At 57.3% G+C, this 20,506-nt stretch carries 16 protein-coding genes; 8 read left to right on the forward strand and 8 right to left on the reverse strand.

Annotated elements, in window-relative coordinates:
* Positions 1-4 precede the first annotated feature (4 nt).
* On the reverse strand, positions 5-1,927 hold the full coding sequence (locus I6L44_RS05765) for a PrkA family serine protein kinase (RefSeq protein WP_005333223.1): 1,923 nt from the start codon (positions 1,925-1,927) through the stop codon (positions 5-7).
* A 591-nt stretch (positions 1,928-2,518) separates the two neighbouring features.
* Positions 2,519-4,435 carry an ATP-dependent DNA helicase RecQ gene (locus I6L44_RS05770; RefSeq protein WP_216953537.1) on the reverse strand — a complete coding sequence of 639 codons (1,917 nt, stop codon included), beginning with the start codon at positions 4,433-4,435 and terminating at the stop codon, positions 2,519-2,521.
* Between the two features lie 355 nt (positions 4,436-4,790).
* Here I6L44_RS05770 and sstT point away from each other — a divergent pair, with 355 nt between their 5' ends.
* Entirely contained in the window at positions 4,791-6,041 is a 1,251-nt protein-coding gene (sstT, locus tag I6L44_RS05775; protein ID WP_124929511.1) for a serine/threonine transporter SstT, read from the forward strand.
* 552 nt (positions 6,042-6,593) lie between these two features.
* Here sstT and I6L44_RS05780 read toward each other — a convergent pair.
* The 3 genes from I6L44_RS05780 to pabB form a co-directional block, all read right to left on the reverse strand.
* Positions 6,594-7,892, reverse strand: a complete 1,299-nt coding sequence (locus I6L44_RS05780; protein ID WP_005345325.1) for a serine/threonine transporter — start codon at positions 7,890-7,892, stop codon at positions 6,594-6,596.
* Positions 7,893-8,108: 216 nt separating this feature from the next.
* Positions 8,109-8,675, reverse strand: a complete 567-nt coding sequence (locus tag I6L44_RS05785; RefSeq protein WP_216953538.1) for a CoA pyrophosphatase — start codon at positions 8,673-8,675, stop codon at positions 8,109-8,111.
* A gap of 42 nt (positions 8,676-8,717) precedes the next feature.
* Positions 8,718-10,001 (reverse strand): aminodeoxychorismate synthase component I, encoded by a 1,284-nt coding sequence (gene pabB / locus I6L44_RS05790; RefSeq protein WP_064337908.1) that lies wholly within the window; start codon positions 9,999-10,001, stop codon positions 8,718-8,720.
* 294 nt (positions 10,002-10,295) lie between these two features.
* On the opposite strand from pabB, the gene I6L44_RS05795 reads away from it, so the two are divergent.
* Positions 10,296-11,822: a fumarate hydratase gene (locus I6L44_RS05795; RefSeq protein WP_005351759.1), complete on the forward strand. Its 1,527-nt coding sequence runs from the start codon at positions 10,296-10,298 to the stop codon at positions 11,820-11,822.
* 203 nt (positions 11,823-12,025) lie between these two features.
* Here I6L44_RS05795 and I6L44_RS05800 read toward each other — a convergent pair whose 3' ends face one another.
* Positions 12,026-12,604, reverse strand: a complete 579-nt coding sequence (locus I6L44_RS05800) for an alkylphosphonate utilization protein (protein ID WP_005333203.1) — start codon at positions 12,602-12,604, stop codon at positions 12,026-12,028.
* A gap of 183 nt (positions 12,605-12,787) precedes the next feature.
* Here I6L44_RS05800 and I6L44_RS05805 point away from each other — a divergent pair, with 183 nt between their 5' ends.
* Both I6L44_RS05805 and I6L44_RS05810 read left to right on the forward strand, forming a co-directional pair.
* Entirely contained in the window at positions 12,788-14,008 is a 1,221-nt protein-coding gene (locus tag I6L44_RS05805; protein ID WP_216953539.1) for a methyltransferase, read from the forward strand.
* A 306-nt stretch (positions 14,009-14,314) separates the two neighbouring features.
* A complete protein-coding gene (locus I6L44_RS05810; protein WP_216953540.1) occupies positions 14,315-15,778 on the forward strand; it encodes a chitinase in 1,464 nt (487 codons plus the stop codon).
* Positions 15,779-15,903: 125 nt separating this feature from the next.
* Here I6L44_RS05810 and I6L44_RS05815 read toward each other — a convergent pair whose 3' ends face one another.
* Positions 15,904-16,458 carry a porin family protein gene (locus I6L44_RS05815; RefSeq protein WP_227342831.1) on the reverse strand — a complete coding sequence of 185 codons (555 nt, stop codon included), beginning with the start codon at positions 16,456-16,458 and terminating at the stop codon, positions 15,904-15,906.
* A 328-nt stretch (positions 16,459-16,786) separates the two neighbouring features.
* On the opposite strand from I6L44_RS05815, the gene I6L44_RS05820 reads away from it, so the two are divergent.
* Together I6L44_RS05820 and I6L44_RS05825 are read left to right on the forward strand one after the other, a co-directional pair.
* On the forward strand, positions 16,787-17,197 hold the full coding sequence (locus I6L44_RS05820; RefSeq protein WP_201951420.1) for a GFA family protein: 411 nt from the start codon (positions 16,787-16,789) through the stop codon (positions 17,195-17,197).
* Positions 17,198-17,232: 35 nt separating this feature from the next.
* Positions 17,233-17,835 carry a histidine phosphatase family protein gene (locus I6L44_RS05825; protein ID WP_201951176.1) on the forward strand — a complete coding sequence of 201 codons (603 nt, stop codon included), beginning with the start codon at positions 17,233-17,235 and terminating at the stop codon, positions 17,833-17,835.
* A 17-nt stretch (positions 17,836-17,852) separates the two neighbouring features.
* On the opposite strand, the gene smrB is transcribed toward I6L44_RS05825, so the two are convergent.
* A complete protein-coding gene (gene smrB / locus I6L44_RS05830) occupies positions 17,853-18,377 on the reverse strand; it encodes an endonuclease SmrB (protein ID WP_201951174.1) in 525 nt (174 codons plus the stop codon).
* Positions 18,378-18,459: 82 nt separating this feature from the next.
* Here smrB and prmB point away from each other — a divergent pair, with 82 nt between their 5' ends.
* On the forward strand, positions 18,460-19,395 hold the full coding sequence (gene prmB / locus I6L44_RS05835) for a 50S ribosomal protein L3 N(5)-glutamine methyltransferase (protein WP_139462539.1): 936 nt from the start codon (positions 18,460-18,462) through the stop codon (positions 19,393-19,395).
* A gap of 12 nt (positions 19,396-19,407) precedes the next feature.
* Positions 19,408-20,496, forward strand: coding sequence for a chorismate synthase (gene aroC / locus I6L44_RS05840; protein ID WP_201951171.1), 1,089 nt, complete (start codon positions 19,408-19,410; stop codon positions 20,494-20,496).
* Positions 20,497-20,506 lie beyond the last annotated feature (10 nt).

The following is a 20,506-nucleotide window of genomic DNA, read 5'->3' on the forward strand; positions in this document are numbered from 1 at the left end:
AGGGTCAGGATGACTTGCGTACCCTGAGATACCATTCGGAGAGCAGTCGCACCTGTTTGCGGGTGTAGCCTTTCTCCATCATCCGTTCGACAAAGTTATCGTGCTTCTTCTGCTCCTCGGCCGAGGTTTTGCTGTTGAAGGAGATAACCGGCAGCAGCTCTTCCGTGTTGGAGAACATCTTCTTCTCGATCACGGTGCGCAGCTTCTCGTAACTGGTCCAGTTGGGGTTACGGCCTGCATTGTTGGCCCGGGCACGCAGCACGAAGTTGACGATTTCGTTGCGGAAATCTTTCGGGTTGCTGATCCCGGCAGGTTTTTCAATTTTCTCCAGCTCGCTGTTGAGGGACGCTCTGTCAAACAGCTGGCCGGTTTCGGGGTCACGGTACTCCTGATCCTGGATCCAGAAGTCGGCGTAGGTGACGTAGCGATCGAAGATGTTCTGACCGTACTCGGAGTAGGACTCGAGATAGGCGGTCTGGATCTCCTTGCCGATGAACTCCACATAGCGTGGGGTCAGATAGCCCTTGATGAACTCAAGGTAGCGATCGTGCAGCTCTTGCGGGAACTGCTCGCGCTCGATCTGCTGCTCCAGTACATAGAAGAGGTGCACCGGGTTGGCGGCCACTTCCGCGTGGTCGAAGTTGAAGACGCGGGAGAGGATCTTGAACGCAAAGCGAGTAGAGAGACCATTCATCCCCTCGTCCACACCGGCGTAGTCGCGATACTCCTGATAGCTCTTCGCTTTGGGATCGGTGTCTTTCAGGCTCTCGCCATCATAGACCCGCATCTTGGAGTAGATGCTGGAGTTTTCCGGCTCTTTCAGCCGTGACAACACAGAGAACTGGCCCAGCAGCTCGAGGGTGCCCGGGGCGCATTTGGCCTCGGTCAGCTCGCTGTTGATCAGCAGTTTCTCGTAGATCTTCACCTCTTCGGAGACGCGCAGGCAGTAAGGGACCTTGACGATGTAAACGCGGTCGAGGAAGGCCTCGTTGTTTTTGTTGTTGCGGAACTGCTGCCACTCGGATTCGTTGGAGTGGGCCAGCAGAATGCCGTCAAAGGGGAGGGCGGAGAGCCCCTCGGTGCCGTTGTAGTTACCCTCCTGGGTTGCTGTCAGCAGCGGGTGCAGCACCTTGATGGGGGCCTTGAACATCTCCACAAACTCCATCACCCCCTGGTTCGCTTTACACAGCGCACCTGAGTAGGAGTAGGCATCGGCGTCATCCTGGGCGAAGTGCTCCAGCATGCGGATGTCGACCTTGCCGACCAGTGAGGAGATGTCCTGGTTGTTGTCATCACCGGGTTCAGTCTTGGCAATGGCGATTTGATCGAGGATGGAGGGGTTGACCTTCTCCACCTTGAACTTGGTGATGTCGCCGCCAAACTCGTGCAGGCGTTTGGCCACCCAGGGGGACATGATGGGACGCAGGTAACGGCGCGGGATGCCGTACTCTTTTTCCAGGATCTCCCCATCCTCTTCGATGTCGAACAGGCAGAAGGGGTGATCGTTGACCGGTGAGCCCTTGATGCGATAGATGGGCACCTTCTGCATCAGGGATTTGAGTTTCTCTGCCAGCGAGGATTTACCGCCGCCAACGGGGCCCAGCAGATAGAGGATCTGTTTCTTCTCTTCCAACCCCTGGGCGGAGTGTTTGAGGTAGGAGACGATCTGTTCGATGGCCTCTTCCATCCCGTAGAAATCCTTGAAGGCGGGATAGCGTGCCACGACGCGGTTGGAGAAGAGTCGGCTCAGTCTGGGGTTGGCTGAGGTGTCTACCATCTCCGGCTCACCAATGGCGGTCAGCAGACGTTCGGCTGCGGAGGCGTAGCAGGCTTTGTCCTGCTTACACATATCCAGGAACTCCTGGATGGTATATTCCTCTTCTCTCGCTTTTTCATATCGCTGTTGGTAATGCTCGAATATGCCCATAACTTTGCCCTCGTTATAGTCGCTTACCCTGAAAAAAGTGGATGACTGCTTTTGTGTTGTGCGCTTTTAAAGCCTAGTCAACAGACTCCAGTAATCCATCACGGTTGATAGGTTAAATTCTGAAGAAACCTGCCCGATCCTTTTGCGGGGAGGGTCAGTCAACAACACCGCTATGTTACTGACTGTTAAATTATTTTTGCCACGATAGTGAGGTAAATGTCAAAGACATAAAAAATAAATGTTTATGGGAAACAGGGAACTTATTGCGAAAAGATTAAGGGGTTTGACGAAAGGCAATCGGGCTGCGGGTTGGCGGGGTTATGAATGAAAATATCATTACGTGAACGTCAACGTAAATTGCTTTGTTTGGAGTTCAGACTCTAATTTTTACATTGACGCTACATTTTGAGTGCCATAGATTGGCGATGTGTGAGCAGCAAGATGCTTTAGCAAGAGAGTTGACTGTTGCCTCACCAAGCTCTGTTTAAGCACGTTTCCGTTGGCTTGACCCTCGCAACCGCGAGGGTCTTCTTTTTCTGTGTCTGTAAACGCTTGTTTCTGCTGGTGGCTATTGACGCCGCCAGCACTCATCTAGCAAGGGTAGGCTTGTTGCACTGCCGCCAGGACGCGGGCAAACGGGTGGGCGGCCAACTGGCCTGCACCCGCCAGCGATTTGGCCTTGATCCGGCTGGCCAGCGGTGTGGTGATGCCGCACAGGAAACGGGCCAGAACACGCGCATCCACCGAACCTGTCTTGGCAATCAGCGGATCGCACCAGGCGCGGATCCCCGCCTCGTTTGGCATGGTCAGTGAGGGTAGGGGCTGGAGATGTGCCACCTCGCCGCGACAAACCGAACAGTGGCCACAATGAACCGGCGCCACCTCATCGGCAAAATAGCGGGCGAGGCGGTGGCTCAGGCACTCACTTGAGGTGAAAAAGTCGAGCATGGCTTGCAGTCTGGCCAGCTCGCTCCGCTCTTTTTGCAGGAACAGGGCGTGCAGGGCATTTGCTTCCTGCTCGTTGTCCCACCCCTGACGGGTGATCCGGTAGACCTCGGTCATCTGTTTGCTTTCAAGCTCGATCCAGCCTTGCTGCTGCAGGTAGTCGAGCGCCGCAACGGCCCGCTGCCGCTCCCCCTGATAGCCCTGCCAGAGGGCATCAAAGTCCATGGTGCACCAGCTGCGCGCTTGCGGGGCGCAGGTGAACAGCTGCTCCAGAAAATGGCGGCGATCCGGATTGAAGCGGCTCACTATCTCATCTTTATCCAGCACAAATTTGAAGCGGTAGTCGGCGTAATAGCTGTAGGCCGGGGTGATGATGCCCGCCATCTCCAGATAGACCAGCAGGGTTTTAAGGGGCAACTGGCGGATATTGGTGTCGTTGGAGAGGCGCAGCAGGGTGAATTCCCACTCGCTTCCACTCTGCTTGATGATGGCAAGAAGTTGGAGAATGGCACTCAAATCCGGCGTATCGCCGTAGACGAAGTTCTCCAGCACCGGCAGCTGGCTCTGGTTGGCCAGCACGATACAGCGCGATGGTTGGCCATCCCGTCCGGCGCGGCCAATCTCCTGGCTGTAGTTCTCGATGGATTTGGGCAGATCGTAGTGAATGACCCGCCGGATATCCGCTTTGTCGATCCCCATGCCAAAGGCGATGGTGGCGACGATGCAGTCCACCTTGCCCGCCATGAAGTCGTGCTGGATTTGACTGCGCAGCGCCGAGTCGAGTCCGGCATGATAGGCGCGGGCGTTGATCCCTTCTCTAATGAGTTGCTCGGCACAGGCTTCTGCGGTGTGTTGCAAGGTGACGTAGACGATGGTGGGGGCCGCCGGATCGTTGGCCAACTCCTGCGTGAGCCAGCTATCCCGCGCATCGGGCGCCAGGGGAATGACCGCCAGATCAAGATTGGGGCGATAGAAACCGGTAACCACGACCCCCTCCGGCGCGATGCCGAATTTGGTCTGCATATCCTGAATCACCGCCGGTGTGGCGGTGGCGGTGAGCAGCAGCACCTGCGGGATCTTCAGATCATGGCGATAGCTCGGCAGCTTGAGGTAGTCGGGGCGAAAGTTGTGGCCCCACTCAGAAATACAGTGAGCTTCGTCAACCACCAGCAGTGATAGGGGCACTTGCTGGATAAAACGGCGAAAACGCTCGTTCTTGAGTCGCTCTACCGAAATCATCAGGATCTTGAGCTGGCCATCCAGCGCCTGCTGCATCACTCGTCGACTCTCCTCCGGGCTCTGGCTTGAGTCGAGGGTAGCGGCGCTTATTCCCTTGCTTTTGAGGAAGGTGAGTTGATCGTGCATCAGCGCCAGCAGCGGCGAGATAACCAGGGTCAGGTGAGGCAGGGCGAGGGCAGGTAGCTGATAGCAGAGGGACTTGCCGGAGCCGGTGGGAAAGATGGCGGCGGCACTCTGACCTGCCAGCACCCGGCTGATCACCGCCTCCTGACCTGGTCTGAGTGCGGAGAAACCAAAATATTGGTTGAGCAGGGATGGGATCATGGCAAGGCTCCGCGGCAAATGGGGGATGATAGCACAGCGACGCCGGTCACGGATGACACAGGAATGGTTGCCAAGTCGAGAGCAGAGAGTGCCGATAAAACGTACAAAAATGGGTGGTTGCGCTGCTGTTGAGATTTTGTTGCGGTTTTTTGTGATATAAACGGGATATTTTTTGGTGAGTCTCTGGAAAAAAAAGATGGCGAATGGGATATTCCGTCATGCAATCCGGTGACTGGCGGATCGGCCCGACAGAAGGCTGGCCACAGACACCACATTCGGGCGACAGGGGTCTCCCGATGGGTGGTTGCAGACAGGACTCATGATTCATGCACTACGGTGCTTAGGGACTTTTTTGATGACACAACAACACCCCCTCCTTCGGCTGGTCAATAGCACCAGTCTGGTCAGCCAGATCCTGGTTGGTCTGGTATTCGGTATCTTGCTGGCACTGTTTGCCCCCGAGTGGGCGAAAACGGCAGGTCTGCTCGGCAGTCTGTTCGTTGGTGCACTGAAAGCGGTAGCCCCGCTGCTGGTATTCGTACTGGTGATGGCGGCCATCATTGGTCACAAGCAGGGTCAGAAGACCAATATTCGCCCGCTGCTTGCGCTCTACCTGTTTGGTACCTTCTCTGCGGCCGTGGTCGCGGTGATTGCCAGCTTCCTGTTCCCCTCCAACCTCCATCTGGTGGCCAATACTGCCGAGATCACCCCGCCAGGCGGGATCACAGAGGTGCTGCAGACCCTGCTGTTCAACGTGGTGACCAACCCGGTCAAGGCGCTGATGGATGCCAACTATATCGGGATTCTGGCGTGGGCTATCGGTCTGGGTATCGCCATGCGCCATGCCAACGAGAGCACCAAGGCGCTGATCACTGACCTGTCTCACGGTGTCTCCGCCATCGTGAAAGCGGTGATCCGCTGTGCCCCGCTCGGGATCCTGGGTCTGGTTGCTTCCACTCTGGCAGAGACCGGCTTTGACGCCCTGTTTGGCTATGCCCAACTGCTGGTGGTGCTGATCGGTTGCATGCTGTTTATCGCCTTCGTGGTCAACCCGTTGATCGTCTTCTGGAAGATCAAGCGCAACCCCTATCCGCTGGTGCTGACCTGCCTCAAAGAGAGCGGCGTGACCGCCTTCTTTACTCGCAGCTCTGCCGCCAACATTCCGGTCAACATGGCGCTGTGTGAAAAACTGCGTCTGCCGGAAGATACCTACGCGGTCTCCATTCCGCTGGGTGCCACCATCAACATGGCGGGTGCTGCCATCACCATCACTGTGCTCGCCATGGCGGCGGTACATACCCTGGGGATGGAAGTGGACATGGCAACGGCTGTGCTGCTCTCCGTGGTTGCCACCGTCAGCGCCTGTGGCGCATCCGGTGTCGCCGGTGGCTCCTTGCTGCTGATCCCGCTGGCGTGCAGCCTGTTTGGTATCAGCAACGACATCGCCATGCAGGTGGTAGCAGTCGGCTTTATCATCGGCGTGTTGCAGGATTCTGCCGAGACAGCGCTGAACAGCTCCACCGACGTGCTGTTCACCGCCGCAGCTTGCATGGCCGAAGATGAAACCCTGCTGGATGTGGCTCCGGTACCGAGCCGCGAAGCCTGATCTCGTAGGGTCAGTTTCACAACACACTTGCGCCCTCTTCGGAGGGCGCTTTTTATTGCCGGATTTGCTCTCTTTTCCTCTTTGATCAATCTCATTGGCTGATGTGCCGGATATTCTGTCGCCCTTGTCCAGGGTGCTGCCTTATCTGTATCCCTTCGAGTTGTGCTTACTCCCTCTGTTGTGCGTCACACACTTTTGTCTGCTCTGTCAAGAGCCGATTACTATGGCTTACCCTAGCTCTTCAAGACAATCACAGCATCAAAGAAGAATGGAGGTGGCTGGCTGCGGCAGATGAACCCGTCCTATCAGATACGCCATCATGGTTTGGTGAGGGGGAGTAAACGTGTTGGCGATATTGAGCTGCGGGCATGGGGGGTTAATCATGTTGATACCCGACGTGCTCAGTCATGGTGCTTGTGAGCATGCAGATATACAACAAGGTGAGGAGAGTAATAAGGAGAGAGCAGGGCAATTGCGGAGGCACAGAGTGCAGAGATAAAGAAGCCAGCCGAGTATTCGGCTGGCTTCTTGCTATCAGCGGCAGGTAGGGGATTAACCGACCAACTGATAGAGGATGGCGGAGATGGCGATCATCCCCATCACAGCGACAAATACGTTGCTGATATGGCCCTGATATTTCGCCATGGCCGGTACGCGCTTGATGGCGTACATCGGCATGATGAACAGGATGGTGGCGATGATCGGGCCGCCCAAGGATTCAATCATGCCCAGGATGGAGGGGTTGGCAATGGCAGTGCCCCAAAGGGTCAGGATGAAGAAGGCAATGATGAACATCTCGACTTTCTTGGCGTTCGGCTCTTTGCCTGACTTGCGCATGTTCTGCACGATCATCCCTTTCAGACCTTCACGGGCACCCAGATAGTGGCCGAAGAAGGAGGAGACGATGGCCACGAACGCAACCAACGGACCGAAGTAGGAGATGATGGGGCTGGCATGCTGATTGGCCAGATAGGAGAGCACGGCGATGTTCTGGGCCTTGGCTTCTGCCAGCTGGGCCGGTGTCAGGCTCATGACGCAGGAGAAGACGAAGAACATCACGAAGCCCAACAGCACCATGGCGGTACGCTTGAGGATGGCATCGGCTTTCTCGACAGCCTGATCACCGTGGTCGCGGCGCTGAGCCAGGGAGAAGCTGGAGATAGCCGGGCTGTGGTTGAAGGAGAAAACCAGTACCGGGATGGTCAGCCACAGGGTAGTGGCGAAATCCTTGGCAGAGGGCACTTGCTCCAGCGCGGCACCGGTCCAGTCCGGAATGAGGTACAAAGAGATACCGGCCAGAATGGCGATCAACGGATAAACCAGCAGCTCGGTCACTTTCAGCATCAGCTTTTCACCGGCCAGCATCACCGACATCATGCCCATGATCAGCACGATGGAGAGGATCCAGCGCGGCGGGGCACTCATCTGCAGCTGGTTGACCATAAAGCTTTCGACGGTGTTGGTGATACCCACGCCGTAGATCAGCACGATGGGGTAGATGGCGAAGAAGTAGAGCAGGGTGATTAATTTACCGGCACCCACGCCAAAGTGCTCTTCCACCACTTCGGTGATGTCTGCATTTGGCTTTTTGGAGGAGAGGACGAAGCGGGCCAGACCACGGTGTGCCAAATAGGTCATGGGACCTACCAGCAGCGCCATGACGACCAGCGGCCAGAAACCGCCCATACCCGCGTTGATCGGCAGGAACAGGATCCCCGCGCCAACTGCGGTCCCGAACAGACTGATGACCCAGGTAGAGTCGCGTTTTTCCCAACGAGTGGTTTGAGTAGAGCTGATCCCTTGCTCTGTTGACGCCGCAACTCCCTGCGTGCCAGTGACTGTGTTTGACATCTATCTCACCCCGAATGTGTGGTTCTTATTAAGTCGGCGCAAGGATACGGTTTTTCTAATCAAAAATGTTGATCAAATTCATCTTTACGGCACGAAAAACCGCACTTTCTTATGGAAATGTGATCAAAACAAGAAAAATTCAATTATTGTTTATCAATTGGCACGTTATTTTAGTGTTAATGATTAAATCTCGCTCAGCCAAATGTAGGTAAATTGTTATTTTGCGAGATGCTGGGCTAGCTGGTTGATCATGCTGGCGGTAGCCCCCCAGATAAAGTGCTGTTGCCAGGGGATCCAGTAGATGGTGTGTGCTTTCCCCCCTCTGGAAAGGGTTAGGGGGATGTGGTTGCGTCGATCCAGCAGATGGGTCAGCGGCACTTCGAAGGCGTGATCCACCTCATACGGACTCAGGATGAGGGGATAGTTGCCATCGAGCAGCCCCAGCACCGGCAGTACCTCGAATCGTGACACCGTATTGAGCGGGTTGAGGGTGCCGATCACTTCAATCAGTCGGGCCGGAATGCCGAGCTCCTCTTCGGTCTCCCGCAGCGCTGTGGCAATCAGGTTTTCGTCGCCGGGATCCTGTCGCCCGCCGGGGAAGCTGATCTGCCCCCCATGATGACGCAGCCGGGGGCTGCGCCGGGTCAATAACACGCTGAGCCCCTCATCGCGCATCACCACCGGGATCAACACCGCCGCCGGACTGAGCCCGCCGATGGCGAGGCGATGGGCCGGGGCGGGTCGCTGCAACTGGAAGCGGGTCAGCAGTTCGTGGCGATCCATGGCGGGGAGCTCTCCTGTGCGTTGACCTGACAGTGGGGAGGGTTACAGCGCCGACAGCGGCGGCAGGATGCGGGCGACCTTGTCATAAGTCTCCTGATATTCGCTGTCGGCGTCAGAGTCGGCGATGATGCCGCCACCGGCCCAGCAGTGCAGGCGACCCGCTTCGGCGATCAAAGTGCGAATGCAGATGCTGGTATCCATCCGGCCGTGCTGGCTGAGATAGCCGATGCTGCCGCAATAGGCGTTGCGGCGCTGGGGCTCCAGCTCTTCGATGATCTCCATAGCCCGGATTTTGGGGGCGCCGGTGATGGAGCCACCCGGGAAACAGGCCCGCAGCAGATCGACCCCTTGCCAGCGTGCATCCAGCTCACCATGGATGGTGGAGACCAGATGATGTACCGCCGGAAACGACTCCACCGCAAAGAGATGAGGCACGCTGACCGAGCCTGGCCGGCTGACCCGACCGATATCGTTGCGCAGCAGATCAACGATCATCAGATTCTCTGATCTGTCCTTGTCGGCTTGCGCCAGCTCCCGCGCGACTTGCCGATCGGTCACCGGATCGGGGTGGCGAGGGCGAGTGCCCTTGATGGGTTTGGTTTCGATATGACGGCCATCGAGCAGCAGAAACCGCTCGGGGGAGAGGCTCAGCAGCGCGCTCTCCGGCAGACGGATAAAGGCTGAGAAGGGGGCCTTGTTGGCGGTTGCCAGCAGGCAGTAGGCCTGCCACTCATCCCCCTGATAGGGGGCGCTGAAACGCTGGGTCAGGTTGATCTGGTAGCAATCCCCCGCGGCGAGATATTCCTGAATACGGGCAAATTTCTCGCCATACTCGGCGCGGCTCATATTGCTCTGCCACGACCCCTGCAAGGCAAAAGCAGGGGCCGGTTTGGCCTGCTGCTGTTCAAGCCAGGCCAGCCGGTTGGCAAGGCCCGCTTCATCCCCCCAGTGCACCAGCTGCCAGTCGCCGGTCGCCACATTGCGCAGCAGCGCCCAGTCGTAGATGCCCACCGCCATGTCTGGCACCGCGATATCGGCGGCGGCCTGCACTGGCAGTCGCTCGAAGCGGCGGCCGAGATCATAGCCAAAGAGACCGAGGGCGCCGCCAATAAAGGGTAGGTGAGTGGCACACAGATCCAGCTCCCCCAGCAGCTGTTGCTGGGTATGGGCCAGCAGGGCGAGGGGATCTTCGTGGTGTTTGCTGATATTCGCCCCGACACGCAGAGTGGTCACTTCGCCGCGGGTTTCGAGGGTCGCCAGCGGATCGGCGCTGATGATATCAAAGCTGTTATCGGCGCCGAGTGGTCCCGCCGATTCCAGCAACATGGCCCACGGCTGATGTTGCAGGCGGGCAAAAAGCTGATGGAGTTCAGCACTATGGTCTAGATGATGGATATGAAGTGTTGGCGTCATTTTATGTTACACAGGCAACAGTTTGGTTCCCGAACCCTAGTCGGTGCTGGTGGGCAAGCGTATCATAGGTGTCGGTGACTTAAGAAAAAACTGCCGTGTCGTTCGTTTTTTGTTGGTTGATAGTTTTTAGCCAGCACGTCAGCACGGCCCATCATATGGAAGCCCTTGCCCTGCTCCGTGGTAGAGACAAGGACCAGTGAGGATGATATGAGCATTATAAAAAAACAGGATTTCATCGATTCTATCGCAGATGCCCTCCAGTACATCTCCTATTACCACCCGTTGGATTTTGTTCAGGCTGCCAAAGCGGCGTATGACCGTGAGGCCAACCCGGCCGCCAAAGATGCGCTGGCCCAGATCCTGATCAACTCCCGCATGTCCGCCGAAGGTCATCGCCCGCTCTGCCAGGACACCGGCATCGTGACCTGTTTCGTCAAGATTGGCATGCAAGTCCAGTGGGACAGCGACATGACGGTGCAGGAGATGGTGGACGAAGGGACCCGTCGTGCCTACACCAATCCTGACAACCCGCTGCGCGCCTCCGTGCTGGCCGATCCGGCCGGCAGTCGCAAAAACACCAAAGACAACGCCCCTGCCGTGGTGCATATCGACATGATCCCCGGCAACAAGGTGGAAGTGAGCATCGCGGCCAAAGGTGGCGGCTCCGAGAACAAATCCAAGATGGTGATGCTCAACCCCTCTGACGATATCGTCGAGTGGGTGCTGAAAACCGTGCCGACCATGGGCGCAGGCTGGTGCCCGCCCGGCATGCTGGGCATCGGCATCGGCGGTACCGCCGAGAAAGCGGCGGTGCTGGCCAAAGAGGCCCTGATGGAGCACATCGACATTCAGGAGCTGATCGCCCGTGGCCCGCAAACCACTGAAGAGAAGCTGCGGGTCGAGCTCTACGACAAGGTCAACAAGCTGGGGATCGGTGCCCAGGGTCTGGGCGGCCTCACTACCGTGCTGGATGTGAAGGTGAAATCTGCGCCGACGCATGCCGCTTCCAAGCCGGTGGTGATGATCCCCAACTGCGCCGCCACCCGCCACGTTCACTTCGAGCTGGATGGTTCAGGCCCTGCCGAACTGACTCCGCCGAAACTGAGTGACTGGCCGGAGATCACCCGTGAAGCGGGTGGTAATGTGCGCCGCGTCAACGTCGATGGCATCACCAAGGCCGAGCTGGCCAGCTGGAAGAGCGGTGATACCGTGCTGCTCTCCGGCAAGATCCTCACCGGTCGCGACGCCGCCCACAAGCGTATCGCCGACATGCTGAAAAATGGCGAAGGGCTGCCTGAAGGGGTCGATTTCACCAACCGCTTCATCTATTACGTTGGCCCGGTCGATGCGGTGCGTGACGAAGTAGTTGGCCCGGCAGGCCCCACCACCTCCACCCGGATGGACAAGTTCACCGACATGATGCTGGGTGAGACTGGCCTTATCGGCATGATCGGCAAATCCGAGCGCGGCCCGAAAACCGTCGAGAGCATCAAGCAGCACAAGGCCGTCTATCTGATGGCCGTCGGTGGCGCAGCCTATCTGGTGGCCAAGGCCATCAAGAAGGCCCGCGTGGTGGCCTTTGCCGATCTCGGCATGGAAGCGATCTACGAGTTTGAAGTGGAAGATATGCCGGTGACCGTTGCGGTCGACTCCGAAGGCAACAATATCCACGAAACCGGTCCGGCCTACTGGTCTGCGAAAATTGCAGAGCTCGATGGCAAACTCTCCTCCTGAGTGACCGTTTCCGCTGCCGGTTAACGGCATCGGCCATGTAAACAAGGCGCGTCCATTCGGATGCGCCTTTTTGCTTTGGCTGGCTTGTTATGGACTCAGGTTGGCCGTTTGCGGCAAGCGGGTATAAAAAAGGATGGCGTGACGCCATCCTTTTTCGTTGTGCTTGTGCTCTGGCAGCAGACAGTAGAGCAATCGCCCTAGGCTTAGGCCTTTTTCAGGTAGGCAGCAACCAGTACGATCTGCACGCCATTGACCTTGCCTTCGATATGAAGCGGGTTGTTGGTCAGACGGATGCCCTTGACCAGGGTGCCGCGCTTGGCGGTGAAACCGGCGCCTTTCACGTCCAGATCCTTGATCAGGGTAACGGAGTCGCCCTCTTGCAGCACGGCGCCGTTGGAGTCAACGGTCGGTACGCTGTCGTCATCTTCGTCAGCAATACCAGCTTCAGCCCAAGCCTTGGCTTCGTCTTCCATGTACATCATGTCCAGCAGATCCTGAGCCCACACTTCACCCTTGCCGGAGAGAGCTTTCAGCTGGCGCCATGCCATCACCTGCACCGCAGGCACCTGGCTCCACATGCTGTCACTCAGGCAACGCCAGTGGTTGACCACTAGGGTATCCGGTTGTTCCAGCTGACCACGGCAGGTGTCACAGATAGCAACGCTGTGATCATCGTCGCTGGCGGGGGAGTGAGGCACCACGAAGGCGGTCAGCGCCTGCTCGGCGCTGCACAGTTCACACTTGGCGCCCGCGCGCGCTTGCAGAATGGCGTTGATGGTCATGTTGTTGGTCCCATAGCTAGTGTAAAGCGTCCCGCGTAGGGCGGGGCGCGTGAAAGAGGGGGGCGAATATAGCATAAAACCCCGCACTTTGTCAGATCTGCCCTGGCTCACAGGGTTGGTGGTGGTGTTGCGCAGTGCTGATCGTCAGGTATTGAGAGTGCAATTTGAAGCGGGATCGCTAGAATGAGCCTCCTTTTTGACTGCAAGGCAGGGGCATTCGTGCTGGCTCAACGTTTTCAACAACTGGATCGACTGCTCACCCGCTACCGACGCTGGTGGCAATATCAGCCATATCATCATTTGACCATGGCCTTTGCCGATGAGGTGCCCGAACTGGCGACGTTGCTCAATGGGCTGACGCTGACCCAGTTGGCGGAGTTCGATGCGGATATGGATGCCCTCAGCAGTCTGCTTGCCCCCTGGATTGCCGAGGGAGCCGAGCTGCAGCAACTCAGCCAGCTTGCCCCGTTTACCCCTGAGCCCATCACTTGCAGCAAGGAGATGGCGCTGCATATGCCGGGGCGCAAGCAGGCCCAGATCGAGTCGTTCACCGCCTGTCTGCCTGCCCATCAGGGCCCCTATCTGGAGTGGTGTGCTGGCAAGGGGCATCTTGGGCGGCTGGTGTCACTTCATCGACAGGCTCCTATCCTCAGTCTGGAGTTGCAAGGGCAGCTTTGTGACGAAGGTCGGCTGCTGGCCGAGCGGGATGGCGCGAATATGACCTTTACCTGCGCCGATGCTTTTGCCCCCGAGTCGGCGGCGCTGATCGCCCCCGAACATCACGCTATGGCACTCCATGCCTGCGGCGAGCTGCACACCCATCTGCTGGAGCGGGTGGCCGAACGCAGTGCCCGCGGCGTGACTATCTCTCCCTGTTGTTACCACCTGATCCGTACCAGCTACTATCGCCCGCTGTCGGCCGCGGCCAACTCCAGCGAGCTGGTGTTGAGCAAGGCGGATCTCAAGTTGCCGCTACAGGAGACGGTCACCGGCGGTGCGCGGATAGCCCGCTTGCGTGAGCAGGAAGTGGTGTGGCGTCTCGGGTTTGACTGCCTGCAGCGTCAGGTGCGTGGCATAGATGAGTATCTGCCGGTGCCCAATATGCAAAAGAGCCTGCTGACCGGCACCTTCGAGGCATTCTGCGTTTGGGCTGCTGAACGCAAAGGGATTGTGCTGCCCGCCGGGCTCGACTATCCCGCCTGGTTGGAGCACGGGGAGCGTCGCTTTGGTGATGTCGCCCGCATGGAGCTGGTGCGTCATCTGTTTCGCCGTCCTCTCGAGATCTGGCTGGCGCTGGATCGCGCGCTCTTTTTGCAAGAGCAGGGTTATCGGGTCGAAGTGGGGGAGTTCTGTGCCAAACCCATGACCCCGCGCAATATCCTGATCCGTGCCGTGCGCGCCTGACAGCGAGCTCTTTGTGAGCGTTATTTGAACATTGTTGATGGCTGACTGGTGAAGCGGGTCAGCCATTTTTTTTATCACGAACAATGACCGTATGGCAGGCCACCTGGCCGTCTCAACTGTTCTAAAAATGGGCGAAAGATCACGCTTTGGCGTTTTCGTTTGGGTTCTATTTCTTTGTTTCAGCTGCACTGAATATCACAAGGTGAAATGGTTCACAAATTACGCGCATTTCTTAATTTTCATCGTGAATTTAGTTGTTGGAACACCTACTCTTGGAGCGCATTAATTCAAACAAGGACGATAAACATGTTCAAACCCAAGCGTTGTGTCTGGCTGATCGCTGCCGCTTGCGTATTGCCCAGCTATGCCGTAATGAGTGCAACCATGAATATTCAACCCGATCCACAAAATGCGGGAGGATATGTGATTGCGGCCCCGGATCTGGCCGCGGTGGAAAAGGCCAAGACGGCCAACCCCATGTATACAATATGGGCCAAGGCACTGGCCACCCGGTCAAATAAAATAGTCGATGCCATTGAACCGGGTCTGGCAAGCAATCCTGACAACGTAAAACGGGTTGAACGGGTATTTCCCCAATCTGAATGGGATTATTTAACCCAGATGGCCGCGCCGGAATATACCTATGTCCGCTTCTTGCGGGCCATCGGTAAATTTCCTGCGTTCTGCGGCGAATATAACGACGGGCGCGATTCTGATGCGATCTGTAAAAAATCCATTGTGACGGCCTTTGCCCACTTCTCTCAGGAGACCGGCGGCCATATTGCCAAGGAGAACGTCTCCGATAACCCGCTGGGGCTGGAGGAGTGGCAACAGGCGCTGGTGCATGTGCGGGAGATGGGCTGGTCAGAGGGACAGACCGGTTATACCACCGGCTGTGGCCAGAACGACTGGCAGAACAAGAAGTGGCCCTGCAGTACCGGACAAGGTTACTTTGGCCGCGGCGCCAAGCAGCTTTCTTACCACTTCAACTACGGGGCCTTCTCCGAGGCGATGTTTGATGGCGATGCCTCAGTGCTGCTCAACAACCCGGGGCTGGTGGCGGACTCCTGGCTCAACCTCGCTTCTGCCATCTGGTTCTTCCTCACCCCGCAGGCCCCGAAACCGGCCATGCTGCACGTGATTGATCGCACCTGGGTACCCTCCAAACGGGAAGCTGACGCCGGTATCGGCTATGGCTTCGGTACCACCATCAACGTCATCAACGGCGGTATCGAGTGTGGTGAACAGAACAAGGACAAGGGGCAGCCGGTCAATCGCATCCGCTACTGGGAAGGGCTGGCCAACCACTACCAGATCCCGGTCAAGGCGGATGAGAAGAACACCTGCTGGCAGCAGACTCCCTATGGCAGCCTCAATCTCAACGGCGCTACCGACGTGCTCTACACCAACTGGGATGGCAACTGGAAGTACTATCCTGATCGCCCGGGCGGTTACTCCTTCGAGTGTGAGCTGGTGGGCTTCCAGACCGCTTATTCTGCGCTGGTGCCGGGTGATTACGAGAAGTGCGTGACCAACTTCTACGGTTCCCACGCCAACTGGCCGAAAGTGCGGATCGTCGCCAAGCTCGATCCTGCCCCGGTCGATCCGGTTGACCCGCCCATTGATGGCCAGTCTGCCTGGGAGGCCAGCAAGGTCTATACCGCGGGCAACAAGGTGAGCTACAAGGGCGCCGTCTATCAGGCCAAATGGTGGACGCAAGGGGATGATCCCGCCAAAGGTGGCCCCTGGGCTGTGGTGGTGACCAAATAAGGTTGCCGTTGGGATCATGGTCAATCACCATGATCTATCGGTAGTGGAAACAAGCAGGCAGCAGGGAGGAGATATCTCCCTGCTTTTTACCCGTTATCGGCCTGTTGTCACCCCATCAGGCGGGATCAGAAACGGTAGTTGAGACCGACACTGACCCCTTTGACATCGAGTCGAGGCATGGGGATATATTGGTACTCCGCATTGAGTCCGATACCCGAATCAAAGCGATATTGCCAACCCGCAGCGCCATAAAAACCGACCCCGGAGTTGCTCTGATCTTCCTTGTTGATCGTGTATTCGACTCTGTGGGCGTTGGCACCCAGTTTGGCATAAAAGCTGTTGCCGGAAGAGACCGGGAATTGTGCATACAAGGCAGAGCGGATCCCTTTGTAATGGATATCTTTTACGTCATTGAGGGTTGCATCGAAGAGGGCGCTGACTACGCCACCGGTACCAAACAATATTCCTGAATCGATACCGATATAATCGTTGAACATATAACGGTAATAGAGATCGGCAGTCATATTGTCACCGCCATCGGCCTGATCCCCATTTTGTGCTTTGAATGACTGGGTGCCATAGCCAAGGGTGGCGCCGACGATATGGGGAGAGGGGGTTGCTATCGCCACGGAAGAGAAGATCGCCGTGGCAACCACCAGGGGAGTGAATAACTTCATCATGCAGGTTCCAATTAAATAGCGTGGAATATGGCTGCGACGAACAGATTTATATGGGCTCGGGTGAGCTTGTCTTATATTCGCAGGCCAGTAGTGAGTGGCAATATCTCATATTGTCAGCGGGATGAATAATCAGAGCCCCCATAACCGTTATGATGGGAGGTGAGAGTGGTTATCTTCTGTCTGAACAATGGTGAACTGTGTCAATACTATCTGAAACGGGCGCTGATAAATCGCAAATATCATTGGTTTTCTGCACTAATCAACTTAGTGTAACGGGATGTTAGGCTGGCAATATATGCCTTCAAACGTGGACTGGATGGTAAACAAGATGGTGATTTCTCGTAACGGGATATTAGAGGGGGGTTGCCATTGTGGTGCAATCCGCTACAAGGTGCTAGCTGCTCCCTTTGCTACCGATTTTTGCCACTGCCGGGATTGTCAGCGCACGACCGGCGCTCCGGTCGGCGCCTGGATGGATTTTCGGGTGAAACAGGTGCAATGGCTATGCGGCGTATTGACTGAGTACGCCTCGTCGGAGGCGATTCGACGCGGCTTTTGTGCAACCTGTGGCGCCACCCTCAGCTATCGCAGCATTCAATACCCCGAGTACCTGACGCTGGCTATTGTCTCACTTGATAACCCCGAAACGGTCGCACCAACCTATCACATCCATACCGTCAGCCAGCTCTCCTGGTTGCCGATCCAGGACGATCATCCCCGTTATCCGAAAGGGAAGTAGTTTTGTGATATTCCACGTAGAAAGAGGAGTACACCATGGAGCTGATAGTGATCCGCCATGGAGAGACCCAAGCCAACGCCGAGGGGCGCTATCAAGGGGCGTTGGATATCGGGCTCAACCAAGATGGCGCGCGGCATATATGCTGGCTGGCCGATGAGATAGCGACCACACTGGCCCCGTTCGATCGGTTGCTGGCGTCGCCCCTGCTGCGAACAAGAGAGAGCGCCGCGATCTTCTCACGCCAGTTGGGGTTGCCTGTGGAGCTTGCTCCGGCCTTTCGTGAGCGGCATGTCGGTCTGTTTGAGGGACTGACGCAGGCAGAGGCCAAGGCGCGTTATCCCGAGTTGTGGGTGCGCAACATCACCCGGCGCTGGGCGGAGGCTCCGCTTGGCGGTGAGACGCTGGATGAGGTGATTGCCCGAGTCTCGCAGGGACTAACGGCACTGGCCTCGACCATGCAGGGGGAGCGGGTATTGCTGGTGGCGCACGGTGTGGTCGCCAAGGTGATCCGCGCCCTAACGACCGCCGGATTTGATGACTTATTCGCGTGGCAGTTGCCCAACGGCGGCATGCTGGTGGTCAATCTTGACTCCTCTATATCACCACTGCGATTCAATCGACCGGTTGGGCAGAGTTAGTTTGTGCGCTGCTTTTTCTACTCTTCGATATCCAGCAACACCAGAATGGCGCTGTCGCCACCCCATTCGCGGGGAGCCTGATGGAAGGCGCGCACATTGGGGTGCTGGGCCAGCCAGCAGGGAATGCGCTGTTTGAGAATATGTTTGCCGATGCCGTGCATCACCGAGGCGACGTGAATGTTCTCTTTCTGGCAGAGGGTGAGCAGGGCGGCCAGCTCCTGTTTTGCCTGCTGCTGGTTCATGCCGTGCAGATCCAGGTAGATCTCCGGCGGATAAATGCCCCGCTTGAGCTTTTTCAGCTCAAATTTTGACACATCTTCCCGCACGTAACGGGTCGGCCCATCATCGTCGAGATGGGGCTGATACTCATCGCTGAAATAGTGGTCAACCCCAAGCTTTTCGCGGGTTTCGCGCAATTCGCGTTTCTGCTTGACCGGGCGTAACTCGGCCCTTATGGTATCTTGCTTGATTTTCCGGGTACCTTTTATCGCATCGCGGAACAGCAGGGTTTCCTCGTCTGTCGGTGAGGGCGTTTTTTTCATCAGATGCTCATGTATTAGGTATGCGTCTTGCCCGCAACGTAAACGGGGCTCGGGCCGGATATTACTCGACTTGGAGGTGGATTTGGACAAGATATTTATCGATGAGGTGGTTGCCGAGATGCACACCATCCAGGACATGTTGCGTTGGGCCATGAGTCGTTTCAACGACGCCGGGATTTTTTACGGTCATGGAACCGACAACGCCTGGGATGAAGCTGTGCAGCTGGTACTGCCCGCGTTACATCTGCCACCGGATGTAGACCCGGCCATGCGCCACTCCCGTCTCACCAGCAGCGAGCGTCACCGTATCGCCGAACTGATTATCCGCCGCGTACAGGAGCGGGTACCCGCCGCCTACCTGACCAACAAGGCCTGGTATGCCGGTTGGGAGTTCTACGTGGACGAGCGGGTGCTCATTCCCCGTTCCCCCATTGCCGAGATGGTCGCCAACCGTTTCGCGCCCTTCCTCAAACATGAACCGACCCGGATCATGGACTTGTGCACCGGCTCCGGCTGTATCGCCATCATCATGGCCCACGAGTTCCCGGAAGCGGAAGTGGATGCCATCGACATCAGCATCGATGCACTGAACGTGGCCGAGCGCAACATCAACGATCACGGGCTGGAGCAGCAGGTCATACCGATCCGCTCCGATCTGTTCCGCGATCTGCCGGCGGGCGACAAATACGATCTCATCGTCTCCAACCCGCCCTATGTGGACTCCGAAGACATGTCGGATCTGCCGGAAGAGTTCCGTCACGAGCCCGAGCTGGCGCTGGCGTCCGGCTCCGATGGTCTCAAGCTGACCAAGCGTCTGCTGGCCCATGCCGCCGATTTCCTCAAGGATAACGGTGTGCTGGTGGTTGAAGTAGGCAACAGCATGATCCATCTGGAAGCCCAGTTCCCCGAGATCCCCTTTACCTGGGTTGAATTCGAAAACGGCGGTCACGGCGTCTTTGTGATGACCCGTGAAGAGCTGGTGCAGTATCAGGATCATTTCGCCATCTACAAGAACTAAGCAGGAGCGCGCATGGCAGGGAACAGTTTTGGTCAACTCTTTCGGGTCACCACCTTTGGCGAGAGCCACGGCCTGGCGCTGGGCGCCGTGGTCGATGGTTGCCCGCCTGGGCTGGAGATCAGCGAAGCGGATCTGCAGGGGGATCTGGATCGGCGCAAGCCCGGCACTTCCCGCTACACCACGCCGCGCCGCGAGCCGGACGAGGTGAAGATCCTCTCCGGGGTGTTCGAGGGCAAGACCACCGGCACCTCCATCGGGCTGCTCATCGAGAATACCGATCAGCGCTCCAAGGATTACTCCGATATCAAGGATCTGTTCCGGCCGGGTCATGCTGACTACACCTACCACCAGAAGTATGGTCAGCGGGACTATCGTGGCGGTGGTCGCTCATCTGCCCGCGAGACCGCGATGCGAGTGGCGGCGGGGGCGATTGCCAAGAAGTACCTGAAACAGGTACATGGCATCGAGATCACTGGTTTTCTCTCCCAGCTCGGCCCCATCAAGGCTGAGGCGTTTGACGCGGCGCAGATTGAGCAGAATCCCTTCTTCTTCCCCGATGCGGGCAAGCTGGAAGCGCTCGATCAATATATGCGCGACCTGAAAAAAGAGGGCAACAGTATCGGTGCCAAGGTGCAGGTCATTGCGCGCAATGTGCCGGTGGGCCTGGGTGAGCCGGTGTTTGATCGTCTCGACGCCGACATTGCCCATGCCATGATGGGCATCAATGCGGTGAAAGGGGTGGAGATCGGTGATGGCTTTGCGGTGGTGGAGCAAAAAGGCTCCGAGCATCGCGACGAGATGACCCCGGCGGGCTTTGCCAGCAACCATGCGGGTGGCATTCTGGGCGGCATCTCGTCGGGTCAGGATATTGTGGTGAGCATGGCGCTCAAACCGACTTCCAGCATCACTGTGCCGGGCAAGACCATCAATACCGAAGGTGAGGCAATCGAGATGATCACCAAGGGGCGTCACGATCCCTGTGTCGGCATTCGCGCCGTGCCCATCGCCGAAGCCATGCTGGCGCTGGTGTTGATGGATCACCTGCTGCGCCATCGTGCCCAGAATCAGGGGGTGTTGACCCATACCCCACAGCTGCGTTGATCGCTCTTGC

Source organism: Aeromonas sp. FDAARGOS 1414 (genome assembly GCF_019047065.1).
Taxonomy (GTDB): Bacteria; Pseudomonadota; Gammaproteobacteria; order Enterobacterales; family Aeromonadaceae; genus Aeromonas; species Aeromonas veronii_A.